The 25,638-nt window shown below is 36.8% G+C and carries 22 protein-coding genes; 1 reads left to right on the top strand and 21 read right to left on the bottom strand.

Annotated elements, in window-relative coordinates:
* Positions 1–214 precede the first annotated feature (214 nt).
* The 17 genes from wecB (KNP87_RS11500) to KNP87_RS11420 all read right to left on the bottom strand — a co-directional run bounded on the left by wecB (KNP87_RS11500) (position 215) and on the right by KNP87_RS11420 (position 18,978).
* On the bottom strand, positions 215–1,333 hold the full coding sequence (gene wecB, locus KNP87_RS11500; RefSeq protein WP_214721790.1) for a non-hydrolyzing UDP-N-acetylglucosamine 2-epimerase: 1,119 nt from the start codon (positions 1,331–1,333) through the stop codon (positions 215–217).
* A gap of 64 nt (positions 1,334–1,397) precedes the next feature.
* Positions 1,398–2,705: a nucleotide sugar dehydrogenase gene (locus tag KNP87_RS11495; protein ID WP_214721745.1), complete on the bottom strand. Its 1,308-nt coding sequence runs from the start codon at positions 2,703–2,705 to the stop codon at positions 1,398–1,400.
* Positions 2,702–4,009 (bottom strand): lipopolysaccharide biosynthesis protein, encoded by a 1,308-nt coding sequence (locus KNP87_RS11490; protein ID WP_214721744.1) that lies wholly within the window; start codon positions 4,007–4,009, stop codon positions 2,702–2,704. The genes KNP87_RS11495 and KNP87_RS11490 overlap by 4 nt, the downstream gene beginning before the upstream one ends.
* On the bottom strand, positions 3,987–5,114 hold the full coding sequence (locus KNP87_RS11485; RefSeq protein ID WP_214721743.1) for a glycosyltransferase family protein: 1,128 nt from the start codon (positions 5,112–5,114) through the stop codon (positions 3,987–3,989). The genes KNP87_RS11490 and KNP87_RS11485 overlap by 23 nt, the downstream gene beginning before the upstream one ends.
* 6 nt (positions 5,115–5,120) lie before the next feature.
* On the bottom strand, positions 5,121–6,398 hold the full coding sequence (locus KNP87_RS11480; protein WP_214721742.1) for a hypothetical protein: 1,278 nt from the start codon (positions 6,396–6,398) through the stop codon (positions 5,121–5,123).
* A 172-nt stretch (positions 6,399–6,570) separates the two neighbouring features.
* A complete protein-coding gene (locus KNP87_RS11475) occupies positions 6,571–7,653 on the bottom strand; it encodes a glycosyltransferase family protein (RefSeq protein ID WP_214721741.1) in 1,083 nt (360 codons plus the stop codon).
* Positions 7,653–8,780, bottom strand: a complete 1,128-nt coding sequence (wecB, locus tag KNP87_RS11470) for a non-hydrolyzing UDP-N-acetylglucosamine 2-epimerase (protein WP_214721740.1) — start codon at positions 8,778–8,780, stop codon at positions 7,653–7,655. The genes KNP87_RS11475 and wecB (KNP87_RS11470) overlap by 1 nt, the downstream gene beginning before the upstream one ends.
* Positions 8,777–9,895, bottom strand: coding sequence for a polysaccharide biosynthesis C-terminal domain-containing protein (locus KNP87_RS11465; protein WP_214721739.1), 1,119 nt, complete (start codon positions 9,893–9,895; stop codon positions 8,777–8,779). Before KNP87_RS11465 ends, wecB (KNP87_RS11470) begins: the two co-directional genes overlap by 4 nt.
* A gap of 12 nt (positions 9,896–9,907) precedes the next feature.
* The gene (locus tag KNP87_RS11460; RefSeq protein WP_214721738.1) at positions 9,908–10,963 is read right to left on the bottom strand and encodes a polysaccharide biosynthesis protein; all 1,056 of its coding nucleotides are present in this window, start codon (positions 10,961–10,963) and stop codon (positions 9,908–9,910) included.
* A gap of 18 nt (positions 10,964–10,981) precedes the next feature.
* Positions 10,982–12,178 (bottom strand): glycosyltransferase family 4 protein, encoded by a 1,197-nt coding sequence (locus tag KNP87_RS11455; protein WP_214721737.1) that lies wholly within the window; start codon positions 12,176–12,178, stop codon positions 10,982–10,984.
* A complete protein-coding gene (locus KNP87_RS11450; RefSeq protein WP_214721736.1) occupies positions 12,175–13,146 on the bottom strand; it encodes an NAD-dependent epimerase/dehydratase family protein in 972 nt (323 codons plus the stop codon). Before KNP87_RS11450 ends, KNP87_RS11455 begins: the two co-directional genes overlap by 4 nt.
* Positions 13,143–13,778: a sugar transferase gene (locus tag KNP87_RS11445; RefSeq protein WP_214721735.1), complete on the bottom strand. Its 636-nt coding sequence runs from the start codon at positions 13,776–13,778 to the stop codon at positions 13,143–13,145. The genes KNP87_RS11450 and KNP87_RS11445 overlap by 4 nt, the downstream gene beginning before the upstream one ends.
* 30 nt (positions 13,779–13,808) lie before the next feature.
* The gene (locus KNP87_RS11440) at positions 13,809–15,659 is read right to left on the bottom strand and encodes a polysaccharide biosynthesis protein (protein ID WP_214721734.1); all 1,851 of its coding nucleotides are present in this window, start codon (positions 15,657–15,659) and stop codon (positions 13,809–13,811) included.
* A gap of 39 nt (positions 15,660–15,698) precedes the next feature.
* Positions 15,699–16,592 (bottom strand): UTP--glucose-1-phosphate uridylyltransferase GalU, encoded by an 894-nt coding sequence (gene galU, locus KNP87_RS11435; protein WP_214721733.1) that lies wholly within the window; start codon positions 16,590–16,592, stop codon positions 15,699–15,701.
* 190 nt (positions 16,593–16,782) lie between these two features.
* The gene (locus tag KNP87_RS11430; protein WP_214721732.1) at positions 16,783–17,547 is read right to left on the bottom strand and encodes a tyrosine-protein phosphatase; all 765 of its coding nucleotides are present in this window, start codon (positions 17,545–17,547) and stop codon (positions 16,783–16,785) included.
* Positions 17,548–17,558: 11 nt separating this feature from the next.
* Complete coding sequence (locus KNP87_RS11425; protein ID WP_028105609.1) at positions 17,559–18,254, bottom strand: CpsD/CapB family tyrosine-protein kinase; 696 nt, start codon at positions 18,252–18,254, stop codon at positions 17,559–17,561.
* Positions 18,247–18,978: a YveK family protein gene (locus KNP87_RS11420; protein ID WP_214721731.1), complete on the bottom strand. Its 732-nt coding sequence runs from the start codon at positions 18,976–18,978 to the stop codon at positions 18,247–18,249. Before KNP87_RS11420 ends, KNP87_RS11425 begins: the two co-directional genes overlap by 8 nt.
* A gap of 197 nt (positions 18,979–19,175) precedes the next feature.
* Between KNP87_RS11420 and KNP87_RS11415 the strand changes: the two genes are divergently transcribed.
* Complete coding sequence (locus KNP87_RS11415; RefSeq protein WP_214721730.1) at positions 19,176–20,330, top strand: hypothetical protein; 1,155 nt, start codon at positions 19,176–19,178, stop codon at positions 20,328–20,330.
* A gap of 50 nt (positions 20,331–20,380) precedes the next feature.
* Here KNP87_RS11415 and KNP87_RS11410 read toward each other — a convergent pair whose 3' ends face one another.
* The 4 genes from KNP87_RS11410 to KNP87_RS11395 form a co-directional block, all read right to left on the bottom strand.
* On the bottom strand, positions 20,381–21,307 hold the full coding sequence (locus tag KNP87_RS11410; RefSeq protein ID WP_214721729.1) for an LCP family glycopolymer transferase: 927 nt from the start codon (positions 21,305–21,307) through the stop codon (positions 20,381–20,383).
* A gap of 212 nt (positions 21,308–21,519) precedes the next feature.
* Positions 21,520–22,233, bottom strand: a complete 714-nt coding sequence (locus KNP87_RS11405; RefSeq protein WP_214721728.1) for a hypothetical protein — start codon at positions 22,231–22,233, stop codon at positions 21,520–21,522.
* A 48-nt stretch (positions 22,234–22,281) separates the two neighbouring features.
* On the bottom strand, positions 22,282–23,850 hold the full coding sequence (locus tag KNP87_RS11400) for a S8 family peptidase (RefSeq protein WP_214721727.1): 1,569 nt from the start codon (positions 23,848–23,850) through the stop codon (positions 22,282–22,284).
* A gap of 162 nt (positions 23,851–24,012) precedes the next feature.
* Positions 24,013–25,596: a S8 family peptidase gene (locus KNP87_RS11395; protein WP_251135561.1), complete on the bottom strand. Its 1,584-nt coding sequence runs from the start codon at positions 25,594–25,596 to the stop codon at positions 24,013–24,015.
* Positions 25,597–25,638 lie beyond the last annotated feature (42 nt).

Here is a 25,638-nt window from a genome sequence, read left to right as displayed (position 1 = left end):
GCTGTAAATAAAATGCGTAAGAAGATAGCGCTCTAAATAGTCATAGTGAGTCATGAGAAGAGCCTCCTTATTAGAAATTATTAAAATTTTCCCGTTTCGAACTCTTCTTAACCGCAGAAAAATAATCTATAGAACTTAGGCCAACTTATTCCTACAGTAGATATTAAAAAAACAGTACCCTAAAAAATAATGATTTAGGGTACTGTTCTAAAAATCAGACATTGATTTCATCAATAGATAAAACTAGTTCTCTTTTTAATATTTCTACAATTTTTTGAGCTGAAGTTCCATCTCCGTAAGGGTTATTTGCCAAGGACATTTTTTGATGCTCCAAAGAATCAGATAACAACAAATCAGTTGCATCAAAAATATGTTCTTCACTAGTACCTACCAACTTCAAAGTACCAGCTTCGACTCCTTCCGGTCTTTCTGTAGTATCTCTTAGTACAAGAACCGGAACTCCTAAAGACGGAGCTTCTTCTTGCACACCACCAGAATCAGTTAAGATTAGGTATGATTTTGAGGCAAAGTTATGAAAATCAAATACCTCTAAAGGATCAATCAAATGAACTCTATTCAATCCAGACAACTCACTTTGGGCTAACTCTTGTACAATAGGATTCATATGTACAGGATAAACAAACTCTATATCTTCGTACTTTTCGTGTAATCTTTTTACTGCTCTGAAAATATTTCTCATAGGCTCGCCTAAATTCTCTCTCCGATGTGCAGTAAGAAGAATCAATCGATTTTCACGTCGAACTATAGAGCTCAATAAAGGATTATTATAGTCTTCAGAAACTGTTGATTTTAGAGCATCAATAGCAGTATTTCCGGTAATATAGACTGTTGATTTATCTTTACCTTCTTGAATTAAATAGTTTGCAGAAGTTTCGGTAGGAGCAAAGTGGAAATCAGTCATCACACCTGTTAATTGTCGATTCATCTCTTCTGGATACGGCGAATATTTATCATATGTTCTAAGACCAGCTTCTACATGCCCCACCTTAACCTGATTGTAAAAGGCTGCTAAAGAAGAAGCAAACGTTGTAGTAGTATCTCCGTGAACTAATACAATATCCGGTTTTACAGAAGAAATAACTTCATTCATCTTCTCTAAAACTAATGCCGTAATGCTTACAAGTGTTTGATTCTTAGTCATTATATCTAAATCAAAGTCAGGAATGATCTCAAAGTGATCTAGAACTTGGTCTAGCATTTGTCGATGTTGTGCTGTGACAACCACAATTGATTCAATTTCTTTATGTTTTTTTAGTTCTAAAACTAGTGGAGCCATTTTTATTGCCTCCGGTCTAGTTCCGAAAACGGTCATAATTTTAATCAAAAAATTTCCTCCTTATTGTTTACTAAGCTCTATACCAATCTATTAGTATTACTTAATTAGATGCAATTTTTTTAGAGATATTAAATAATTCATTTTCAAATACGTTTCCATAGTTATATAAAACACCTTCATCGCCATCATATTTTTCAGTAACGTTCACAGTATCAAAGATTTGTGGTGTTCTCATTAAGTTAAACAATTTTTCAAACTCTAGAACTTTAAACTCATTATGATTTGTTAATATTAAAATTAAATCAGAATCTTCGACAGAATCATAAATATCTAAAGTATTTGTTTCAAGTTTTTCTAAAGAAACGTGAGGGTCATGAATTGAGACATCAAACCCTTCGTCTTTTAGAAGATCAATTATTTCAAAAGCTGGACTTTCTCTTGTATCATCGACGTTGCCTTTATATGTGACTCCAAAAACAGTAATTTTCGGATCCTCGAGTCCTCTAATTATTTTTTTGACATTGTCAACTACATATTGAGGCATAGAATTGTTTATTTTACGAGCATTACTTATCAAAGAAGTGTTTTGAGGAGACTTTGCAATAATGAAATAAGGATCAACAGCTAAACAATGACCACCGACACCCGGACCAGGTGTATGAATATTAACACGAGGGTGCTTGTTAGCCATATTTATTACGTCTAGCACATTAATATTTAGATCATTACATACTTTAGATAATTCATTAGATAAAGCAATGTTTACATCTCTAAATGTATTTTCCATTAACTTAGACATTTCTGCAGTTTTTGAATCTGTCAAAATAATTTCGCCTTCTACAAATGTTTCATATAACTCCTTTGCTTTGAGCGAACACTTATCAGTAACGCCACCAAGAATTCTGTTATTTGTAACTAACTCTTTAAGTATCTGCCCTGGTAAAACCCTTTCTGGACAGTGAACGATATATATATCTTCCCCTACTTTATAACCTTCGTTTTCTAAAAGTGGTGTTATATAATCTTCCATCGTTCTCGGTTCAATAGTCGACTCTACGATTAATAGGTTTCCTTTTTGTAGATAAGGAATAACTTTTTTTGTTGCTTCTATAACATGTGTCAGATCACACGATTTGTGAATATCGTTATTATTTGGTGTTGGAACAGCTATTATAAAAGCATCTGCCTCTTCGGGTACTAGAGATGCTTTAAACCTTTTTTCTTGAACAACTTGTATAATCAATTCATTTAACCCTGGTTCTTCAATGTGTATATTTCCTTTATTAAGTTCGTTTACAATATCTAAGTTTATATCCACTCCAACCACGTCAAAGCCACTTTTAGCAAAAATCGCTGCTGTTGGTAGACCAATGTAGCCTAAGCCTATTACATTTACTTTTTTCTTCACAATTTTACCCCTTCTCTTTTCACAATTTTTAACATAAAGAATAATAATATTAGATAATTGATCATTGCTATTAAAGAGATAACCAACAATGCACTATCTACAGTTAGACTATGATTCCAAATATATAAGTAAGCCAAAGATTGAATTAATATGGAACATAGTTGGATGAAAAATTCTACTTTTTGTTGGCCTACAATTATGAATGACGTTGTTAATGAATCAACTATCAATTTCATAGAATACATAGGAATCATTAATTGAACAAATACTCCAGCTCTATACCAAGCAGTTCCAAATCCATAAGAAAAAAGTAAAGGACTTAGTAAGAAAATAACTGTCATTAAAGGAACAGTTATTAAGAACAAAAACAAGAGTGTTTTCAAAAAAATTTTTTTAAATTCTTTCGTTTTTTTATATTGATCTGACGCTTTTTCAAAATAAATTTTCGCTATATTTGCACTAATTAATGTAAATGGTAAACCTAGCATTCTGTTAGATAATCCATACCAACCTACAGTACTCGAATCGTACATAAAACCTAAAAATATAACTATACTTGCTTGCGATAACGTACTAAACAATGCTGACGGTGCATTATAAAACAGTTGTTCTTTTCCAAAAATAAAGTACTTATAAATTATTTTATTAGTAATTTTTATTTTATTAAGTCCATTTTGAAAATAAATTTTAGTTAGCTTCCTCAATCCTGCTAAAGAACTTATAACTTGAGAAAAAACAAAAGAAATTACTCCAATTTGTAAAACACCAAAGATAATTAAAGTAACATTTTGGAAAAGTGATTTGGTAATAGTAACGTTAGAAATCATACTGTATTTTTTATATTTGTTATTTAAAGAAGTGAAGATATTATTCAAACCATATAATATTAACAAAATAAATATACTTATTTGTAATAAAAACGTACTATTTAAAAAATTTGTTTGATCTATTTTTATGAAAAAAAGTGGGTATAAAATACCGATTATTAGACTTAGAATTAAAGTAAAAATAACTGAAATAATTATATTGGATTTTAACTCAATCGAATCTTTTGATGTAATTATTGACATTTCATATTTTCCACAAATAATTGGTCCAAAAATAGAAATTGCAGTTATGACAGATATATAGAATCCGAATTGATTCGGATTAAATAGTCTTGTGATAACTGGTGAAGTTATTACCATAATAATTTGTGCTATTATCGAACCAGTCATTAAAGAAGACATAGACCTAAGCGTATTAGATTTCAAAAAAAATATTTTGGTTTTTTTTACTAAATCATACATATTTTCTAACTTCATTCGCAAGATACTCGTTGTTTATAATCGGTGAAAAAGAACTCTTTTTTAAATAAACATTTTTTTGAAACTTTGAATATTCTTTAAAAATCAAATCAATACTTTCGTTGAAATTATTATTAGCAACTCCAACCTCATGTATTTCGCAAAATTCTTTAAGAGGAATATTTTCAGTGGTAATAATAGGCTTCCCCTCTTCTAAATACTCGTATATTTTCCCAGATGCACAGTATAAATTATTTAAGTCTTTCTGATGGTAATTAACTATTCCAACATCGCTTTTTTTTATCAAGAACCTTAATTCATCCATGGAAACTTTATCGATTAAATGGATATCCATACTTTTTTGTCCTTCATTTATTATTTTTTTTAACTTATTAATATCATCTTTTGGCCCACCTCCAACCAAAATTAACTTAACTGGTATTTTGACTTTATCAAAATCAATTATTAATTTATCCACCATACGTTGAAAAGAAGCTCCTCCAGTACTAATCACTGTTCTACTGTTCGCTTTAAAAATATCAAAATATTTTTTTTCATAATAATCAAATTTTTTCTCGTTTTTTGGTAAGTATCTTATATTCTCATAAGTAAATAAATTTACTTTCCCCTCAAAAAAATCATCCAATATTTTTTCTCTAAAATTATTTGCAACGATAACTAAATTTGCTTTTTTAGATATTTTTTCCTCTAAATAACACATAATCTTTCCGGCTTTATTTTTCACTTCTTTGGAAAAATAAAGTTCTCTTCTATCTTGAATAACCACTTTAGGTCGAAAAATCATAATTAAAATCATTGCTGGAATCGAACTTAAAAAATTATCTACAAATAAAACATCAATCTCCTTTCTATACTTAAAATAAATATATATAGAAAAAAATGTGAATTTAATATAGTTTATAGGTGATAAATACTTTTTATCACCTATAAATAAATATTTACTATTTTTATCATGATTCACTTTTTTTTCATCTCTAGTAATTCCAATTTCTATAGTCTTTCCTACCTTATTTAACGAATCTATTAATTCAATAGATCTTCCATCATTTTCGATAATACCAAAAGAAAGAAATAAAAATACATTCATTCTATTTTCATCCATTTTATTTCAACCCTTTCTTTTTACTGACAATACCTGTGAAGTAATTAAAACTAAACCAACAGTCGCCAAAGTCATAGTTATAAAACTTATTAATGGAATCGAACTTACAAACAGATTGGTAGACATCCGAATTAAAATATATCCAAGTAAATAAATCGACTCAAATGATTCTGATTTATAAAGATTTTTTTCTATAAATAAAGAAAACCAAACATTTATGATTGTAAATAATGGAGCAAATACAAATCCAAAATAAATCAAAGAGTATCCAATACTAGATATCACCTGCCCACTTGCCCTACTCTCTCCATAAATAAATGTATTGAAAATTTCAGAAGTTAAAGTGTATTCAGAAGATTTCAATAAAAAACTGATACCAAATGTAGACCTTCCAATATCAAAAATAAGATTATCAAAAGAAATTTGAACATTTCGTTTTAAGTCTAGTATTGCTGCTATATTTTCAGGACCAAAAAAATATATTTGTAATAATTTAGATATCTCATTAACACTATAATTTGAATTGTTTATGGCTTCTCCATAACTACCATAAATGAAAGCATATGAGAATTTATATATACTCATAAAAATTAATATAGTACCTCCAAAAAGAGATATGTATGTTATTATTTTTCTTCTTAATGTGGGGTAACTCAACACTAATATTAATGCACATAAAAATGACATATATACTTGATTTGACCTTCTTTCTCCAATAATAATTGCAATGTTTAAAAATGCAAAAAATACTGGAATGAGAAAGTTTATCTTTCTTATATCTTTCTTATATCTTTCTTTAAAGTAAGAAACAGATAGTAAAAAAGTTAAAAACAAACCAATTTGTATAAACTGTCTTATTAAAATAAAATTAGTATTTTCTTCATCACCATTTCTTACTCCAACTTGATCGATTTTAATATATAAAATATTTACCAAGTTTTGTGGAATTCCTACTGTTACTAAAAGTACAAAAGCAACCATAGAAATAAGTAAATAAATTAATCTATTTCCTTTAAGGGTTAATCTATTTAACTTTAAGCTATCGAAAGAATATTTTTTATAACTGGTTTTTTCAGTAATAAAAAATAAAAATATCGAAATTATTATTAATTCATAGCTCATTAAAATAATACTTATATTAATGTTAGCAGGCTCAGGATTTATATAAAGCATACCCGGGTCTGATTCAGAAAAACTAATAAACAATGGTAAAATAACACACCTTAAATACTCTGTTAAGATAACCCCAAATGTAGTAACTGGGTATTTTACTTTTTTTAGCATCGGATAATAAATGAATATACTTACCAACGAATAAAAAAGAGGTAAGATCCAAAGATTTTCATATCCAAAATATAATTTATTAGAACGCATCACTATTGTGAGAAAAGTCACTATAGGAAAAGAATAAAAAATTAGTTTGATCATTCGTTTAAGCACTTTTTCCCTCCACTTTTCAATTTATTTCTTTAAGAAATAATTCTAATTTATTCTCGAATTCTTCATTTTCCTTTTTTATAATCTCGAGGGATTTTTTACAATTTAAAGACATCTGTTTATGGTTCAACTCTATATACCACTTATAAAATTTATTCGGTAAATCAAAATTAATTTCGTTTACTATATATCCATTACCCATTTTTTCACTTTCATTCGCTATAAAAGTATTTGGGTAAACTAAAATAGGCAAACTTAAATGCAATGCATAATAAAACTTTATTGATATCGCTGTATCTAATGCAATATTATTATAACCATATAAATTATTGATAACATCAGCTTTGTTTAACAGCTCTCTAGTTTTCTTATGATCAAACCTTCCAATAAACTCAACATTTTTAATATTATGAAGAATTGCGTAGTCCTCTAATACTTCAGAGTTTTGACCAAAAAATTGAAGTATAAAACGTTGATCATTCTTAAAAGCCTCTAAAAGTTTTTTATCATTTTCAAAAAATCTGACATTACCTATAAAGCAAATTCTAATAGGTTTACTAGGTGTTCTTTTCTTGGTCGTCACCAAATCTCTACTCAATATATCCTCATTAAAGCTATGCATCATGACATATTTTTTACTTTTCGGCAGAAAACTTAAGAATCCTCGTGATGATATTGTAGTGAAAATAGAATTAGAAACTAACTTAGACATAAGAAAATAAATTATTTTGTTTTTTTCAAAGGCATAATCTCTTATATTCAATATATATTTTTTTCTCATTCTATTAAGTAATAAAGGAAACAATATTACGGCAGTAAAAGAATTCCATATCACTAAATAGTCATATTCATTTTCTTTTATTATTCTTTTTGAAAATCCATAAAAACCAATATATTTTTTTAATTTTTTATAAAAACTCCATTCTCTATCAATATAAATTTTATATTTATATTGATTAGTCTGACCTATATCTTCCTCTTCATCATATTTATCGATATTTATCAAATCAAAATTTATAGAGTTTTTTTGAAACAAACTAGTATATTTAGATATTAGTGTCATGTGTTTTACGTTAACAGTACTAACTACAGCAATTTTCATTAATATTTTCTCCAAATCTCTCTATTAATTATAGAAGTATAACTTTGAATTATTTTTACAACTTTAATTGAAACGTTACTATCTTGATAATTTAAAGGAATTAACTCAAGATCGATGTCCTTACTTGCCAACCGAGAGATTTTTATACTACTTTCTATAGTATTTTTTTCAAGTCCACTTATGACGATTGTTCCTTTATCTAAGACCTCGGGTCTTTCAGTAGATGTACGTATTAACACTCCTGGAAAATTTAAAATTGATGATTCTTCAGATAGAGTTCCACTATCCGAAAGGACACAATAAGAGTTTTTTTGCAATGCATTATAATCATTAAATCCAAATGGTTTCAATTTCATTATATTTTTGTGCAATTGTACGTTTTTTTCTTCAATTTTATTCCATGTTCTTGGATGAGCAGAGAATACTATTTTTTTGTTCAGTCTATCTGCAATATAGTTAATCGACTCAATTAATTCACTAAAATTCTTTTCTATGTCTATATTTTCTTCTCTATGAGCAGATAAAACGATATAATTATCTTTTTCTAATTTTAACTCACTCAAAATATTACTATTTTTAATCTTGTCTTTTTGAGCTTTTAGTACTTCATTCATAGGCGATCCTGTTACCATAATGTGATCTTTCCTAATACCTTCACTAATTAAGTTTCTTCTACTATGTTCTGTATAAGTCAAATTGATATCTGATGTATGATCTACAATCTTTCTGTTGATTTCTTCTGGAACATTTTGATCGTAACAACGATTACCAGCTTCCATATGAAATACAGGAATCTTTAAACGCTTAGCAGAAATTGCCGATAAGCAGCTGTTTGTATCACCTAAAATAAGAAGAGCATCTGGCTGCTCCTTAAGTAAAATTTCATATGATTTTTCAATGATGTTCCCCATTGTTTCACCTAAGTGGCTTCCTACAACATTCAAGAAATGGTCTGGTTGTCTCAATTCTAAATCTTCAAAGAAAACTTGGTTCAACGTGTAATCCCAATTCTGACCTGTATGTACTAGAATCTGTTCAAAAAATTCATCACATCTTTTAATTGTTGCAGATAAGCGAATAATCTCTGGACGTGTTCCAACAATAGTCATGACTTTTAATTTTTTCATTTTAAGACCTCACTCATATAAGTATCTGGTTTATGTGTATCAAACTGTTCATTTACCCAAAACAGTGTAATCATTTCACTCGTACCAATGTTTTCAATCGAGTGTGTATAACCAGGTGGTATATCCACAACTCGTGCTTCATTGCCTTCAATTTTATATTCGATTACTTCAGATTTCTCAATATGTCTAAATCGAATCATGGCCTCACCACTAATGACGATAAACTTTTCTACCTTCGTATGATGATAATGATTTCCTCGTGTAATACCTGGCTTTGTCTTTGAAACAAACATTTGTCCCATATAATCCGATTTAATCAACTCACTTAACCAGCCTCGATTATCTTCGTGTTTTGTTAAATCATATGAGAATGCATCCTCTTTTAAATAAGATAAATACGTCGTATATAGTTTTTTAACGAATAAATCTTGATAATTAGGCAACAGTAAAGATTCACGCATGCTTTTAAAACTTTGGATCAACGTTACTATTTCTCCGAGTGTTTTTTTATAGGTAACTGGTACTGTAGCATACGTGTTATTTCCACCGTTGTTATCAGATAATAAGTTAGTAACTATACTATCAACTACATCATCAATATAAGCTAAGTTCAGCTTAATGGAAGGGTCAGTAACGGTAATTTCTAAATCATTCGCAACATTGTAGCAAAATGTAGCAATTGCTGAGTTGTAATTAGGACGACTCCATTTACCGAAAAGGTTAGGTAAACGATAAATTGTAATACGTGATCCTGTCTGATCATGATATTTGAGTACTTCTTGCTCCGCTCCTAGTTTACTCTCTCCATAAGGATTGTTTAGCTCAGCCTGAGAAGAAGAAGATAGAAAAATATGCGGATGTTTATTCGACTGACTAGCAAAATGTATAAGTTTTGCCGTCAAATCTTGATTCCCACTTTTAAATTCATTTTCTGTTTTCGGACGATTTACTCCAGCTAAATGAACAATTTTATCTGCTTGTTTTACTAATACTTCTAATTCATTTTCTGAATTACTTCGTGAGTATTCTAATATTTCAAATCGTGAATCTTCTCTTAAATGTGCAATCAAGTTTCTCCCGACAAAACCTTTTGACCCTGTTACCAAAACTTTCATCGTACTTCCTCCTTACATCAATTCAATGATGCTATCTGATTCGACTTTTTCGCCTTTCCATTGAGCCAACTCATATTGAATATAAGGAAGGTCTAATAACATTTCTTTTACCTGCTCCACGTTTACCCGATTTGTATTATCAGAGTTATACTCCAAATGGTCACGAACTAATTCGTTACCTTCTGTAAAGAATTTTTCATAATTTAAATCACGTGTATCAGCCGGTATGCGATAATACTCACCATGATCTTCTGCCTTAACAAATTCTTCTTTAGTAAGTAACGTCTCATATGATTTTTCACCATGCCGTGGTCCGATGATTTTGAAATCACTTTTTGCATTGAACAGTTCTTTTAATGCAGTTGCTAATTCAAAGATTGTACATGCAGGAGCTTTTTGTACAAAAATATCTCCCTGCTTAGCGTTATTAAATGCGTATAATACTAAATCAACCGATTCTTCCAGCGACATCATATAACGTGTCATACTCGGATCTGTAATTGTTAAGTCTTTTCCTTCCTTCATCAAATTGACGAATAAAGGAATAACTGATCCGCGTGAAGCCATGACGTTTCCATAACGCGTTGAACAGAAAACTGTTTCATTTTCAGAAACATTTCGCGAAGCTGCAATCATGCACTTCTCAGCCATTGCTTTTGAAATCCCCATAGCATTAACTGGATATACTGCTTTGTCTGTACTCAACAAAACGACACGTTCAACATTGTGGTACTTTGCAGCACGAAATACATTGTCCGATCCCTGAACATTTGTTTTAATTGCTTCCATCGGATAAAACTCACATGAAGGAACCTGCTTTAATGCAGCCGCATGAAACACGTAGTTTACATCCTTCATTGCGTCAGCAATGCTGTTGTAGTCTCTAACATCACCAATGTAATATTTAACTTTGTCATTTTGAATCAAGTTACGCATATCATCTTGCTTTTTCTCATCTCGACTAAAAATGCGAATTTCTTTGATATCTGTGTCTATAAATCGTTTTAACACCTGATGTCCGAAAGAACCTGTTCCTCCGGTGATTAACAATATTTTATCTGAAAACATATTAACTCCTCCGATAATTTACTTTAGTAGATGATAAAACTCATCAGTAACTTTTTGACGTTCGTATCTTTCCAGAAAAACTTTTTTAACCTTATCTTCTATTGCCTTTAACTTAATGGTGTCTAAAGAGATGTCTTTTATAAATTCAATCACCTTACCAACTTCCATACTATCAGCTCTTATTCCAAGATTTTCATTTTCTACTAAATCACCAATTTCAGTTCCCTTTTCCATAATTGCAATGATAGGCTTACCCGCGGCCAAATATGAATAGGTTTTTGAAGGAACACCTAAGCCCTTTATTCTAGGTGACAAAGTTGATATGAACAAATCAGCTCCCGATAAAACATCTAAATAAGAGTCATCATATTGATAGTCTGAAATTATAATATTACTGGTACCGTTTTTAATAGCTTGTTCTAATTCCGGACGTTTGAACCCGTCACCCACAAAAATAAATCTAACGTTAGGTAAATCCTTCATAGATACTTTTGCAATTTCAACTATTGTTTCAATATCGTGAAATCTTCCAATGTTTCCTGTGTAGACAATATTTAAAGTGCTAATCAATTCTCTTTCTTTGTAAAATGCGTTATCTGTTTTCTCAAGGCTAAGTTCATACTTCTTAGACCAATTTGTGATAATTTTTATGCTCTGTTCCTCTACTCCTTTTTTCAAGAAGATATCTTTCATATCTTTACCTAAGACAATGAGCTTTTCCGTATTTTTGATTGCGAGTTGATTGATATTGTTCATCAATTTGTAAGGCATACTATCTTTTTTGATTGCCCCCACTTCAACAGCAATGTCAGGATAAACATCATGTACTAGATAATAATAAGGCTTATTTTTTATCAACTTATTGAGATATGCGATAAATGGAATTAATGGTGGATTTGAGACGACTAAAATAGAGTCATACTTATTAGAAAAAAGAAGTTTCACAAATAAATTAGCGGTAAAACTCATGTAGTTAATTATCCTACCTAGCTTACTATCTCTACTAAAGTTGCTAGAGTTAATGCGACTAATTTTAATTCCGTTAACTGTTTCTTTTTTAGATAATTTTAGACTTCCTTTATACGAATGATTCGAACAAATTACTTCAACCTCTAATCCATTATTAACAAGATCTTCTGCCAACTCAGTTAAAACTTTTGGCGTAGAACTTTTATCTGGATAAAAAAATTCAGATAGTATTAAGATTTTTTTCATTTTTTAGGCTCGTTTCCTATATACTCGTTTTTAAAGTTTATGTTTCTAAAGAAAGTTATTTTACTCGGTAAGTACTTTAGATTTTCTTCATATTCATAAGTATTAGATTGAATTAATGTATTCAATTGTCGATTAATTTTTAAGCTAAACGTCTTGTTCACTATATTTATTATTTTTAAAATCACCCTTAATGGAGTGACAGGTAATTTGACTATTATCATTCTTTTATTACTTTTTTTGAATTGTTGTGCAATTTCATTCATTGAAATTGTCTCTGCTCCAATGGTAAGAACTTCTTTTGTTGAGCTAATTGGTTCTTGCATAATATTTACTAACGATTCTGCAAAATCCTCATAATATATGACCGATTTTAAATTTTCTCCTTCTCCAATAATCGGAAAAAAATTAAAGCGAGTCAGCTTATAAAGTCTTCTGAAATTCCCTTTATCTTGTCCCCCGTATAAAGTTACTGGCCGAATAATTTGAATAGACATATTGGAACTTTTTTTAAAATCAATCAAAAATCTTTCGGCTTTAATCTTACTTGAAGCATAAGCATATTCAATTTTGCCTTCTTTTTCTGTAGTAAGATCGTCTACAGCGACAGAACTGATAAATATTCCTTTTTTAACTCCATATTTTTCTGCTTTTTCAAAAATTTTTTTCGTAGATTCGAAATTAATAGCATAAAAAGCTGTTGCTTCTTTTTCACTTTTACTATAAGTGTGCACTTTTGCAGCTAAATGAATCAAAGTGTCTACTCCATTTAATCCATGCTTCCACTCTTCAACTTTTTCTAGGTCGCCTTCGATGAATTGCAAATTATTGTGTTTTTCCTCGAGCATAAAAGATTCAGCATTTTTTTTTCTAATTAAAGCTGTTATGTTAAATTGTTTTGCGAGAAGTTTTTCAAGAAGTTTTTTACCTATCCAACCATTTGCTCCAGTTATGAAAACATTTTCTCTCATTGATTTTCCTCTTTAGTCACAGCAACTTCTTTTAAGTTCATATTTCCTGTGCCACCTTCAACAACTCCATCACTTTTCAAAACACTAAAAATTGTTGCAACGAAACATCGTGTATCCATTAAAATTCCCATTCGTTGAATATATTCTCCGTCAAGTTTCGCCTTGATCTCAATCGGTAATTCATCACGGCCATTGATTTGTGCCCAACCTGTTAAACCGGGTAATGTGTTATTGGCTTGATACTTATCACGTTCATCGATTAAATCGTATTGATTCCATAAAGCCGGACGTGGTCCCACAAATGCCATCTCACCTTTCAAAATGTTAAACAGTTGTGGTAATTCATCGAGGCTAGTTTTTCGCAAAATCTTTCCAACACGCGTAATGTATACATCTGGATCTGCTAACAAATGTGTTGGAGTATCATTTGGCGTTTCAATGTACATCGTTCGGAATTTTAAAATGTTAAAATGATTTTTATTTAGACCAATTCGTTTTTGCTTAAAAAATACTGGACCTCGTGATTCGATCTTAATTGCAGCCATGATCAAGATAAAAACAGGAATTAAAACTAAACAAGCAACAAGGGCAATCGAAAATCCGAGGGGACGTTTGATTTTTAAGTAATTCAAATTTCATTCCTCCTTTTTATATACGGTTTATCAAACTAAATTTTCTTCTCGCACAACCACATCGTTTGCAATATCGAGTAAGACCGCTCTTAATTGCAGCGGTGCATTCTTATGTCGATCAACTAAATTTAAAATGTTCATGACCGGTTCTTTTTGTCGCGTTCGACCAACAAAGATTTTGGGATAAATTGCTTCTGAATCCACTTCACCGTCTTTGAGTAATTCTTCATACATTTTTTCACCTGGGCGAATCCCCGAGAACACAATTGGCATTTCGTCTTCTGTAAACCCACTCAGTTCAATCATATTTTTTGCAAGATCTACGATTTTAACCGGTTCTCCCATATCAAGAACAAACACTTCTCCACCATCCGCTAAGATGCCGGCTTGAATGACTAAGCGACTTGCTTCTGGAATCGTCATAAAGAAACGTGTCATCTCTGGATGCGTCACAGTGACCGGTCCACCAGCTAAAATTTGTGATTTGAACAGTGGAATCACTGATCCACGACTACCCAGTACATTTCCGAAACGAACGACAGCAAACTTTGTTTTACTGCGACGCCCCAGTTCCTGAACGACCATTTCAGCAATTCGTTTTGTGGATCCCATGACGTTCGTTGGATTTACGGCTTTATCGGTTGAGATCATGACAAATCGTTCTGCTTGGAATAAATCAGCAACTTCAGCAACATTTTTTGTTCCGTAGACATTGTTTTTAACTGATTCGTATGGGTTTGCTTCCATTAAAGGTACGTGTTTATGTGCAGCTGCATGGAAAACAACTTGTGGTTTATGTGTTGCAAACACTTCTTCCAGTCGCGTTCGATCTTGAACGTCGGCAATGATCGGCACTAAATTAATAGGAAACTGAAGTCCACGTAATTCTCGTTCAATCAGGTAAATACTATTTTCACCATGCCCAAGTAACAAAAGGGTTGTTGGATTAAATTGAATAATTTGTCGGCAAATTTCTGATCCGATTGATCCGCCCGCTCCAGTGACAAGGACTGTTCGTCCCTCAATCTCTGATTTGATTCCAGAAATATCAAGTTCAACTGGCTCACGACCAAGCAAATCTTCAATTGAAACATCACGAATCGCACTGACAGAAACCTTACCGGTAATCAATTCTTCAATCATCGGTAACGTTTGGACATTTTTACAAAGCGTTTTCGCTTCCGTGATCAGTTCTACTCGTCGTTGTTGCTTTAATGACGGAATTGCAAGCACAATCGCTTCAATCCGGTGCTTTTCGATGACCGATTTTAAGTTCTCTGTTGTCCCAACCACTTCAATCCCTTGAATCATAAAATGCATATTTTTTGGATCATCGTCCAAAAAAGCAACAGGCTTTAACTCATGGAACGGAGATACATATAATTGACGGACTAAAGATCTTCCAGCTCGACCTGCTCCAATCACAAGAGTTCTTTTACGCGACTTGACCAATTTTCTTGGTAACGCGTATTTTCGCCAATGTTGTCCGATTCCAAGAAGGCGAAGGGCAACACGAATCGCTCCAAGTAGCAATAACGAAATACAAAAACTAAGAATCGTGATTCGTTCAAGCACTTGTCCGAACACAAATTTTTGATACACCATCAGTCCAAGCGAACTGACACCGAGTGATAAGGACAAGGTCAGGGCCTCCTGAATACTTGCGTACTTCCAATTGACACGGTACAGCTTCATTAAGAAAGCCAATGTGACGAACAACAAAGCAAAAACAGCAGCTGATTGCAGTAACAACTGACTATCAATTAGTTCAAACAATTCTTTGGGATATAAGAAAAAATAAGTAAATCCCATCGCAACACCTAAAGCTACAGCATCAATACAAGCTAACGTCAGGGTTCGATAATAATAGTAGAATTTCAAAAAGCAGTCTCCTTTCTGTTTATGATTGGTGAAAAGTATTTAGATAAGTGAAGATGCTTTTGCTCGTTCTGCCAGTAGTTCTTCCATCATCTTGGCTACATCGTCTCCAAGATCATCCCGTTTCAACGCAAACTCAAGTGTTGTTTGAATAAAACCTAATTTTTCACCGACATCATATCGCTTGCCTTTAAACTCATAAGCAAAGACTCGTTGCATTTCATTGAGTCGTGTAATCGCATCGGTCAATTGAATCTCACCGCCAGATCCGACTTCTTGTGTTTCTAAGTATTTAAAAATTTCTGGTGTCAATAAATAGCGACCTAAAATCGCCAAATTTGATGGCGCCGTTCCTGGTGCTGGTTTTTCAACAAATGATTTTACCTTATGTAAATTCTCTGAGATGCTTGTGCTTGGATCAACAATTCCGTAACGATGTGTATCTTTATCCGCAACCGGTTGTACACCGATAATCGAACTTTTCGTAATCTCATACTGTTCAATTAATTGCCGCGTACACGGCACTTCCGCTTGCACAATATCATCACCAAGCATAACGACAAACGGTTCGTTGCCGATAAAGGCTTTTGCTTGTAGAATTGCATCTCCAAGACCTTTCGGCTTTGATTGACGAATGAAATGGATGTTGATATTTGTCGTTGCTTCTACTAAATGCAACAGCTCGGATTTATTTTTTGCAATCAAGTTTGCTTCCAGTTCCGGTACGGAATCAAAATGATCCTCAATCGCGCGTTTTCCTTTGCCCGTTATAATTAAAATGTCTTCAATACCTGATTCAATGGCTTCTTCGATGATATATTGAATCGTCGGTTTGTCGACGATTGGTAACATTTCCTTTGGCATCGCTTTTGTTGCCGGTAAAAAACGTGTACCGAGACCTGCCGCTGGAATAACCGCCTTCTTTATACGAACCATGAAATCGACTCCCAGTTCTAAATTCAGATTTCCATAATATAATCAACTTGTCATTCTTTATGTAAATTACGATAACACACCCTATGGAACTTATTCCATAAAGTTTTCCATATTTTAATAATGTAAGCGTTAACATAGAAAAAAGAGAGTCGGAATTCACTCTCTTTACCTTTCCTTTACATTAAAAGCATTAGACCCATTGCCCTTTCCAGTTCTTTTCAACTGGATTCGGTGGATTAATCGCTACCAATTGATTCAGTAACACTGCTTCGTTATTTTCATAAATTTCATCGTATAACCAACCTTCGAGTTCCTGCTCCAGGAACTTCCGACATTCACTCCAGTAAAACGGACGTTTCTCCAAGTGATGCGCATCTGAAGCTACCAAATGCGCAAGACCATTTTCGAGTAAGGCCACAGCAAACCGTTGAACATCTTTACCGTACTTGCCGATTAAACTAGCACAAGTCACTTGACTGATTGCGCCATTCGAAATCAGATCAAACAGCAACGTTGGATTTTGAATGATGGCTTTGTTTTTTTCCGGATGGGCAATAACAGGGATGTAGCCGTCGGAAATCAATTCAGCAAATACTTGTCGTGCATAAGAAGGAATTCCGGTCGACGGGAATTCTACTAGCAGATAGCGTGAGTCAGCGAGTGACAAGGCAACACCCGTCTTCACCTCTTCAATCAACTCGCCCGTCAACCGAACTTCATGTCCCGGATAAACTGTGATTGGAATGTTACGTTGTTTTAGTAACACGTTTAACTCCGCAACAGTCAGTCGGACATCGACGTCTGTCGTTTCAAATTGTGGATGAAACAAATGCGGTGTCGCAATAATGCGTGTGAGCCCTTCATTTGCAGCCTGTTCTGCTAAGCGTAATGCCTGCTCAACACTTGCTGGACCATCGTCAACAAGTGGTAGTAAATGACAATGTAGATCAACCATGATGGCATCCCTCACTCATAGGAATAGTAGTATTGATACGCGGAATCATCTGTCAGTTCGCGACGGTTTAAGACGACACCAAGAATTTTCGCTTCAGCAAGTTCCAATTGTTCTTTTGCTTTCAGGACACGCTGGCGATCTGATGTTGTACAACCGACGACTAAAACGACACCATCTGTCAATTTCGAAGTAATCCGGCTGTCAGCAACTTGAAGTAACGGAGGAGCATCCAACACGATTACATCGTACTCGTCACGTAAGTGCAAAATCAATTTTGCCATTGCGTTTGACGACAACAGCTCCGCTGGGTTTGGTGGAATTGGACCGGCTGTCAAGATCGATAAGTTATCGACCTTCGTTGGCAAAATCGCTTTTTCAAGCTCGGCTTGACGTGTCAAAAGACTTGATAACCCAAGACCATTCGCGACTCGGAACGTATAGTGGACCGTCGGACGACGCATATCGGTATCGATGATTAAGACTTTTTTACCTTGCTGGGCATAAGCGACAGCTAAGTTCGAAGAAGTCGTTGATTTTCCTTCCCCTTGTGTTGCTGATGTCACGAGGATGACTTGAATTTCTTGGTCAACCGCCATGAATTCAATGTTCGTCCGAATTGTCCGGTATTGCTCCGCAACCGGCGATTTGGGTTGTGTGACGGTAATCAAGTTCCGTGCATCTTTGTTCATTTTGCTTTTCTTAGCCATACTGTTTAACCGCCTCTCGTTTTGACGCCTTTTTTGATGCATTAAAGACTTTACTGTCGATATCTGGGATACTGCCTAAAACCGGTAGATCTAAAATTTGTTGGACTTGTTCTTCTGTTCGAATCCGGCGATCAAGGACTTCACGTAAGAAGGACAGACCGACACCAAGTAAAAAGCCGACGACAGCTGCAATCGCTGTATTAAGTACAATATTTGGACTGACTGGTGCTGTTGGAATACCGGAAACTGATAAAACTTTGACGTTATCGACATTCATAAGCTCTGTGATATCTTCACTGAATACTTTAGCGACAGAGTTCGCGACGTTTGAAGCGAGCGCGGCATCCGTATTTTGGACCGAGACATTGATGACCTGTGAATTTTGTTCACTTTCAACTGTAATCATGTTGTTTAAGGCACTGATGCTGTCTGGTGCATTTTCAACTTCAGCTTGGACTTTTTCTAAAATGGCTGGACTTTTGATAATGACACGGTATGTATTGACAAGGGTGACGGACGATTGAACTTGTGCGGCATCAATCACATCGTTTTCCTGTTTCTTCGGTGTGACGAGAATTTGTGTGCCGGCCTGATAGGTCGGTTTAATTAAAAACGTACTGACAGCAAATGAGATGAGGGCTGCGACGATTGTCAGTGCGAGAATCCGCCAAAGCGATTTTCTCAAAATTGAAAATAATTCTTGTAAACTAATCGTTTCATTCATGGTTTAATTATTCTCCTTTATCTGTCTAATTCGATGAAATCTTCATCAACTAGACCTCAGTATAACAAAAAATTGGGAAATGGTTGATTAAATTTCAGGAAATAACATACGTTTTTTGAAATTTGTTGCGTATAATAAAGAATGACATGTTTCTTTTTACATGGATTTCCGGATATCGACATAGGAGGAAGATCTTCATGCATCGCTCGTTACAAGCACTCCAATACTATACATCGCACTCAGAAGAAGACATCCAACGACTCCACGAACGGATTCGTTCCAGTCTCGCTTCAACCGAATCTTTGACAGATACAATGATTCGCCTGACCGGACAAGAACCACTCGTTCCGTTCAAACAAGATACCGTCACGGCTGAGGAATGGACCGCCTTTTTAGCCGGTAAACATCATTCCCAACTCGCTGACTTTTACGGGACGCTCGTCGCCCGACCGATTCTAAAAGAAGACGGTCCGATTGTACAACGAGAAGAGGAAGAAATCGTGCCATCCTTATCGCGCACACATCGTGAGACGGAACCCCGTCGGCAAAAAGTCAAAGTCCGGACCGAACCTCGCGTCAAACGAAAGATTCCTTGGGGTTGGCTGGCATTACTGCTCCTCTGTTTCTTGTTGGGTGCCGCCGGTACTTACGTCTACTCCAACTATTTAGCACGTCCTGCTACAACGGAACCAAAATCAACAGTCGAGCAACCTGTGACAGTTGAAAAGTCGGAAGAGAAAACAAAAGAACCGGAAACAGATGCTAAAGCCGAAGCTAACGTGCTTTACGTCAAAACACGTAACACAAACATCTACAGTGACTCCGGTTTAACCGATACCCTATATGAAGCTGACTTCGGTGACGGATACCGGATTCTAGAAACAACCGATACTGTCAGTAAAATCGAATTGACAGACGAACTGACCGGCTACATCAAAACAGTGGATACGACAAAATCACTGAAAGAAGATGCAATCGCCGACGAATCGTTATTGACATGGGTCGGTGATAATCTCGATACGAGCTTCGTTACCGAGACGCTCATTGACCTTATCGGCAAATCTGCCGAAGATTTGAATAGTGCTTATGGTCCACCGGAACGGACGTTTTCCGACGAAGTAAACACCTATCTGTTTTACGGTAATCATTTCTTTACGCTCCAAAATGATAAAGTCATCGCGATCGACTGGTCGGAAACGGCGATCACGAATGCTGAACTAGCCACCCTTGCACCGCTTCAACTCGAAACGGACACAACGGGACTGGTTACAAGTAACTCTTACCGCCTGCAACGATTTGAAAAAGCCGGGACAAGTTTCAGCCGGGTGCGTTTGGCTGAGCAAAATTTATAACCTGATAAAACGCAAAGGGACAATCCGAAAAATGGATTGTCCCTTTTTGATTACTCGAGGCCTAACGAGTAACGTAATGCAGTTTTTGTTTGTGCCAGTGAATCTTCTGTCGGATTCCAGTAATAAATGCCATCCGCTTCTTTTCCACCTGTTCCTTCAAGCTTTAAATTCTTTTGATTTTGGAAAGCATCCATGTAGTCAAAGGCAAGTGTCCGCATCGGTTTAAACGATACATTGGTCTGTGCATTTTTACCGACGACATCCATGATTGCATTGAATTTACTGACCGAGACATCTGATGATAATTTGGCGACGACTTGTTCGATGACTTGGCGTTGGCGCATTTGACGACCAAAGTCACCGCGTGGATCTTCATAACGCATCCGGGTATATGCTAAGGCTTCGTCCCCGTTTAAGTTGATTTTTCCGACGGTGAACTGCTTTTCACCAACTTTAAAATCTAAATCGTTGTTGACGGTGACACCACCTACTGCATCGACGAGTGAGGTGAATCCTTCCATGTTGATTTCCGCATAGTAGTTGATTGGAATGTCGAGGAACTTCTCGACTGTTTTGATGGCCATCTCCGGTCCACCAAAAGAATAGGCATGGTTGATTTTATCATTTGTCCCGCGACCGACGATTTCGACTTTCGTATCTCGTGGAATGCTGATCAGACGACTTTCATTTTGCGTCGGGTTGAGTGTCATGATCATGATCGAGTCACTGCGTCCCCGCTCGCCCGGACGTTGATCGACTCCGAGTAACAAAACAGAGACTGGCTTTTGTTTTTCGACGACTGTGTCGCCCGTATTTTTGACCGGCGATTGAATTTTTTTAACGGTCTGGTCGACCTGATAATACGTATAGCCGATGAATCCACCGACTCCGATCACCAACACTAAAGCAATCGACAGTAAAATCTTTAACGGCGTCCACCGCTTTTTGACTTTCCTTCTTTTTTTGACACGTTCCACGTTTTCACGTTCCCTTCTATTAAACGTTGCTTATTTCCTATGTAACTTCATTAGTTCTCGTTACTATCGGTCGAATAAAAACGATCTTACAGTCGAGTATACTGAAAATCGACCGTGAATTGTCAAAAACGGGAAAAGATGAAAAAAAGAGTCTACCGGCTGGTAAACTCTTTTGCATCAAAATGAGTGTAGATAGTGTGTGTTTCGTTGAATTAAAGTAACGACTCCGTTGTCGAGACTTTTTCGTACATAAAGACTTCGTAGATTTTTTTCTTGAAGTTATAGTCCATGCTGACGAACATCCGTTTTTTCGGATCCGTCGTCTGGAAGACATATGACTTCATCATGATGGGATCAGCAAGACCGAGCTTGATGTCTGCTTTTGAAGCGACCGTTGAATAATCAGAATACCCCCAGTCCATCCATTCGCCAAGTCCCTTACCCGTCAAAACGGCATCGAGCTGTTTTTCTGTCATGCCTTCTGTCAACTTGGCACCTTTCGTCAGCTGCATCTTACTTTCCCGGACGCCGATTTTCGTCTTCGCCGTGATGCTGATCATTTTTGAAGTCAGACGGTAGACCGAATCCTTACTTTTTGTCGCGAATGACAGTTCCGTATAGGTCGGAGGAACTTTCGCTTTCGTGTCATAGAAGTCGTACGCCGCAAACTTTTGACCGTCTTCTTTATCCGCGAACTCTGGTTTTTTCTTCAACATCGTCGACCCGTCTTTTTTCGTTAACTGTGTTTTATAGCTTTTACCGTAGAGCACTTTGGCGACTTGCTCCATTGTCATCCCTGTTTTCAAGGCTTCGAATTGTGTCGTTGCTTGGATTTCTTCTTTGGTTGCCGCTTGTGCTGTTCCTGCGATTAATGTTGAACCGGCAAGAATTGCCGCAATTGTCAATTTACCAAATGTTGTTGTCATGTGTTTTCGCTCTTTTCTAAAAGGTATTGGTTGATTCGAAGTATCTGTTTAACGTAATAGTTGGACGGCACGATCAGCATCAAGTCGACCGTATCCGTACGACGTGTCATATCCCTTTTTCCCAAGGTCTTGTGCTGATTTCTTGAGAATGCTTTCGACCTCTGATGCTTTAATCGCCGGTTTTAAGCTATAGAGAAGACTCGCAACCCCAGCTACGTGCGGTGCTGCCATCGACGTCCCGCTCCAGAAAGCCGACTCACCGTCACTGAGATAACTTGGAATGTCTTGTCCTGGCGCAATCAGATCGAGTCCTTCGCCGTAGTTCGAGAAAGCCGATCGTTTGTCGAACCGGTTGGAGGAGCCGACCGATAAGGCATACTGCGATCGTGCCGGATACGACAATTTATTTGTCCCGTCGTTTCCGGATGCGACGACGACAAGAACACCTTGTTTTTTCGCATATGCGAGCGCGTCTTCAATCGCCCGTGACGAGAAGCCGCCGCCGATGCTCATGTTGATGACTTTGGCTTTGTTTTTCACCGCATGCATGATGCCTTTGGCGATGTTCGAGTTGGAACCGTAGTTGTCTTCGCTCAACACTTTGATCGGAATGATTGATGCTTTTGCATTGATCCCGGACATGCCGTACGTATTGTTGCTGTTCGCTGCAATGACACCAGCGACGTGCGAACCGTGTCCGTGATCATCGATCGCGAGTCGTTGCCGGTTGACGAAATCATAGCCAAGGTCCATCCGGACGCGTCCGGAAAAATCAGCATATGTCGAATTGATGCCGGTATCGATGACTGCGACAAGAACCGTCGATTGTTTTTTCGAAGCAATCCGCTTCTTCATCGCATCAAAGTTAATGTCGGCCCCTTTGACACCACCACGTTGGCCGGTATTATTCAGTGACCACTGGTACGACTTGAACACATCGCCACCGAGTCCCCGCATTTGACTGTCGAATTCGACATAGGCGACACCACGTGTTTGTTCAAGTTGGCGTTTGGCAGCAAGTGCCTGTATGACCGTCCGGTACGTGAATTTCTCAAGCTTCAGTCCGGCGTCAATCGTCTCCCGTTTGACGGCGTCCGTTTTCTCAGACAGCTGCATCGTCTGACTCGTCGTTCCCGTTACTTTGACGACAAGACTGCTTGCCTTCGCCGACGTGCTGGCTTTTGTCAGTTGTTCACGCATCGGCTCAAACCGTTCGAGTTTAAATGGAACGACAAATGCCGTATTTTTCTTCCCTTCGATTTCTATGTACTGACGCCCGCTCCAACTGAGTGGGAAGATCAACGATTGATCACTGACTTCCGCGTAACGTTCGTAGACCAGTTGTTTTTGATAGTCCGTTTGTGACTCATAGACTGTGACGGCTTCCGTCGCGTCCGCCGCAAACTTCAAGTGTGTCCCGCCCGTCAGATACGTTTTCGTATCAAAGTAGAACAATGCTTTCCCTTTACTGTCGAACGTCCCTTTGATGTATGCTTTTTTTGTTTTTGTATCCAGTACCGGCAACTTCTTGGCTCCCGTTCCTGCTGCTTCCGTCTGAACCGGGACCGTCGTTCCGAGCAAACCGAAAACCGTCAAACCGACTAACCACTTTTTCATTTCCCCACTCCTTTATCCGCCTTTTGTCCTATCCATCCAGTATACTGGAAAAAATTATGACAAACACCTATTTTTCGTCTTTTTATCGGTTTTTTTCCTCTGTTTTTGAAGCACTCCATTAAAAAAGGTGAATCCCATATTGATTGGATTCACCGTATCGCTTCACTTAATATAACTCGTTGCTCGATCGGCATTCAGTCGACCGTAACCGTACGTCGTATCATACCCTTTCGTCCCGAGATCCTTGGCGGATTTCTTAAGAAAACTTTCGACGTCCGACGCTTTAATCGTCGGTTTGAGACTGTACAGGACACTGGCGACAGCTGCAACATGCGGTGCTGCCATCGAAGTCCCGCTCGCGAAGGCAATTTCTCCGTCCGCCAAATAACTTGGAATCTCGACACCCGGTGCGACGAGATCGAGTCCCGTCCCGTAGTTCGAGAACGAAGCCCGTTTATCGGTCCGACCGGTCGCACCGACCGAGAAGACATACTTCGAACGTGCCGGATAAGCGACCGTCTTTTTGCCGGCATTACCGGACGCGGCGACAATCAAGACGTTTTTACTTTTCGCATAGGAAAGGGCTGACTCAACCGATTTCGATGACGTGTCGCCACCGAGACTAAGGTTGATGACCTTTGCGCCTTTTTTGACCGCATGATTGATCCCGCTGACGAGATCTGATGTATAACCGGCCCCACTTTCATCCAGGATCTTGATCGGGATGATGGATGCTTTCGCATTGATGCCCGTCATCCCATACGTGTTGTCACTGCCGGCTGCGATGACACCGGCGACATGTGAACCGTGACCATGATCATCCCAAGCTGTCTTCGAACGATTGACGAAATCATAACCGAGATCCATCCGGACCTTCCCGGCAAAGTCGGCGTAACTCGGATTAACACCGGAATCAATCACGGCAACGAGTGTCGTTGCTTGTTTCTTTTTCGCGATCCGTTTTTGCATCGCCGTCAGACTGATGTCAGCTCCTTTGACACCTTTTTTCTGACCCGTGTTGAGGAGCGACCATTGATGTTTCTTAAACGCATCGGCACCAAACGCTTTGATTGGTGTATCGTATTCAACATACGCCGTCGCACGTGATTGTTCGAGTTTTCGTTTTGCTTGTGCCGCTTCCGCCACCGATTGGTAGGTCAATTTTTCGAGGCGGAGTTCCGGTGCCAACGCTTGAACGCTCGTCGCCCCGAGACTGCTGCCCCGCACCATGCCAGCTTTCGTTTGAACGATCAGTGCCGTCATCGTTTTGGCTTGGACAGACGCACTGCGCGTCAGATCAATCGGTTCGTAGCGTGAAACGCTGAACGGAACGGAGTACGTATCCCCCGGATACCCTTCTAAAATCAGATACTGCCGTCCGCTCCAACTGAGCGGGAAATACATCGTTTCGTCATTGCGCTGAAAATAGCGGTTGTAGACACGTCCGACATCGGCATCGGCCTTACTCGTAAACATCGTCCCGTAGATATCCCAATCGAGATCAAACTCGAGATGCGTCCCGTCCGCGACAAAGTCTTTCGCATCCAGATACCAGATATCCAGTCCGTCCTCATCAAAACGTCCTTTCAGTGGTGCACCGACATAACTGCCATGGAACATCGGGAATGCTTTCGCTTGATTGACTTGCTGACGACTGACCGTTTTTTGCTGATCGACTGCTTCTCCGTTTAATCCAAATCCCATCAACACGCTCAGTGCCAGACCACCTGAAATGATTCGTTTCATCCCGCCACTCCTTTATTCTTCTTAGGTATATACTCCTATGTA

The organism is Exiguobacterium sp. s192 (genome assembly GCF_018618795.1).
GTDB classification, from domain to species: domain Bacteria; phylum Bacillota; class Bacilli; order Exiguobacteriales; family Exiguobacteriaceae; genus Exiguobacterium_A; species Exiguobacterium_A undae.
Note: the sequence above shows the minus strand (reverse complement) of the source record. Positions and strands in the feature narration are given on the sequence as shown.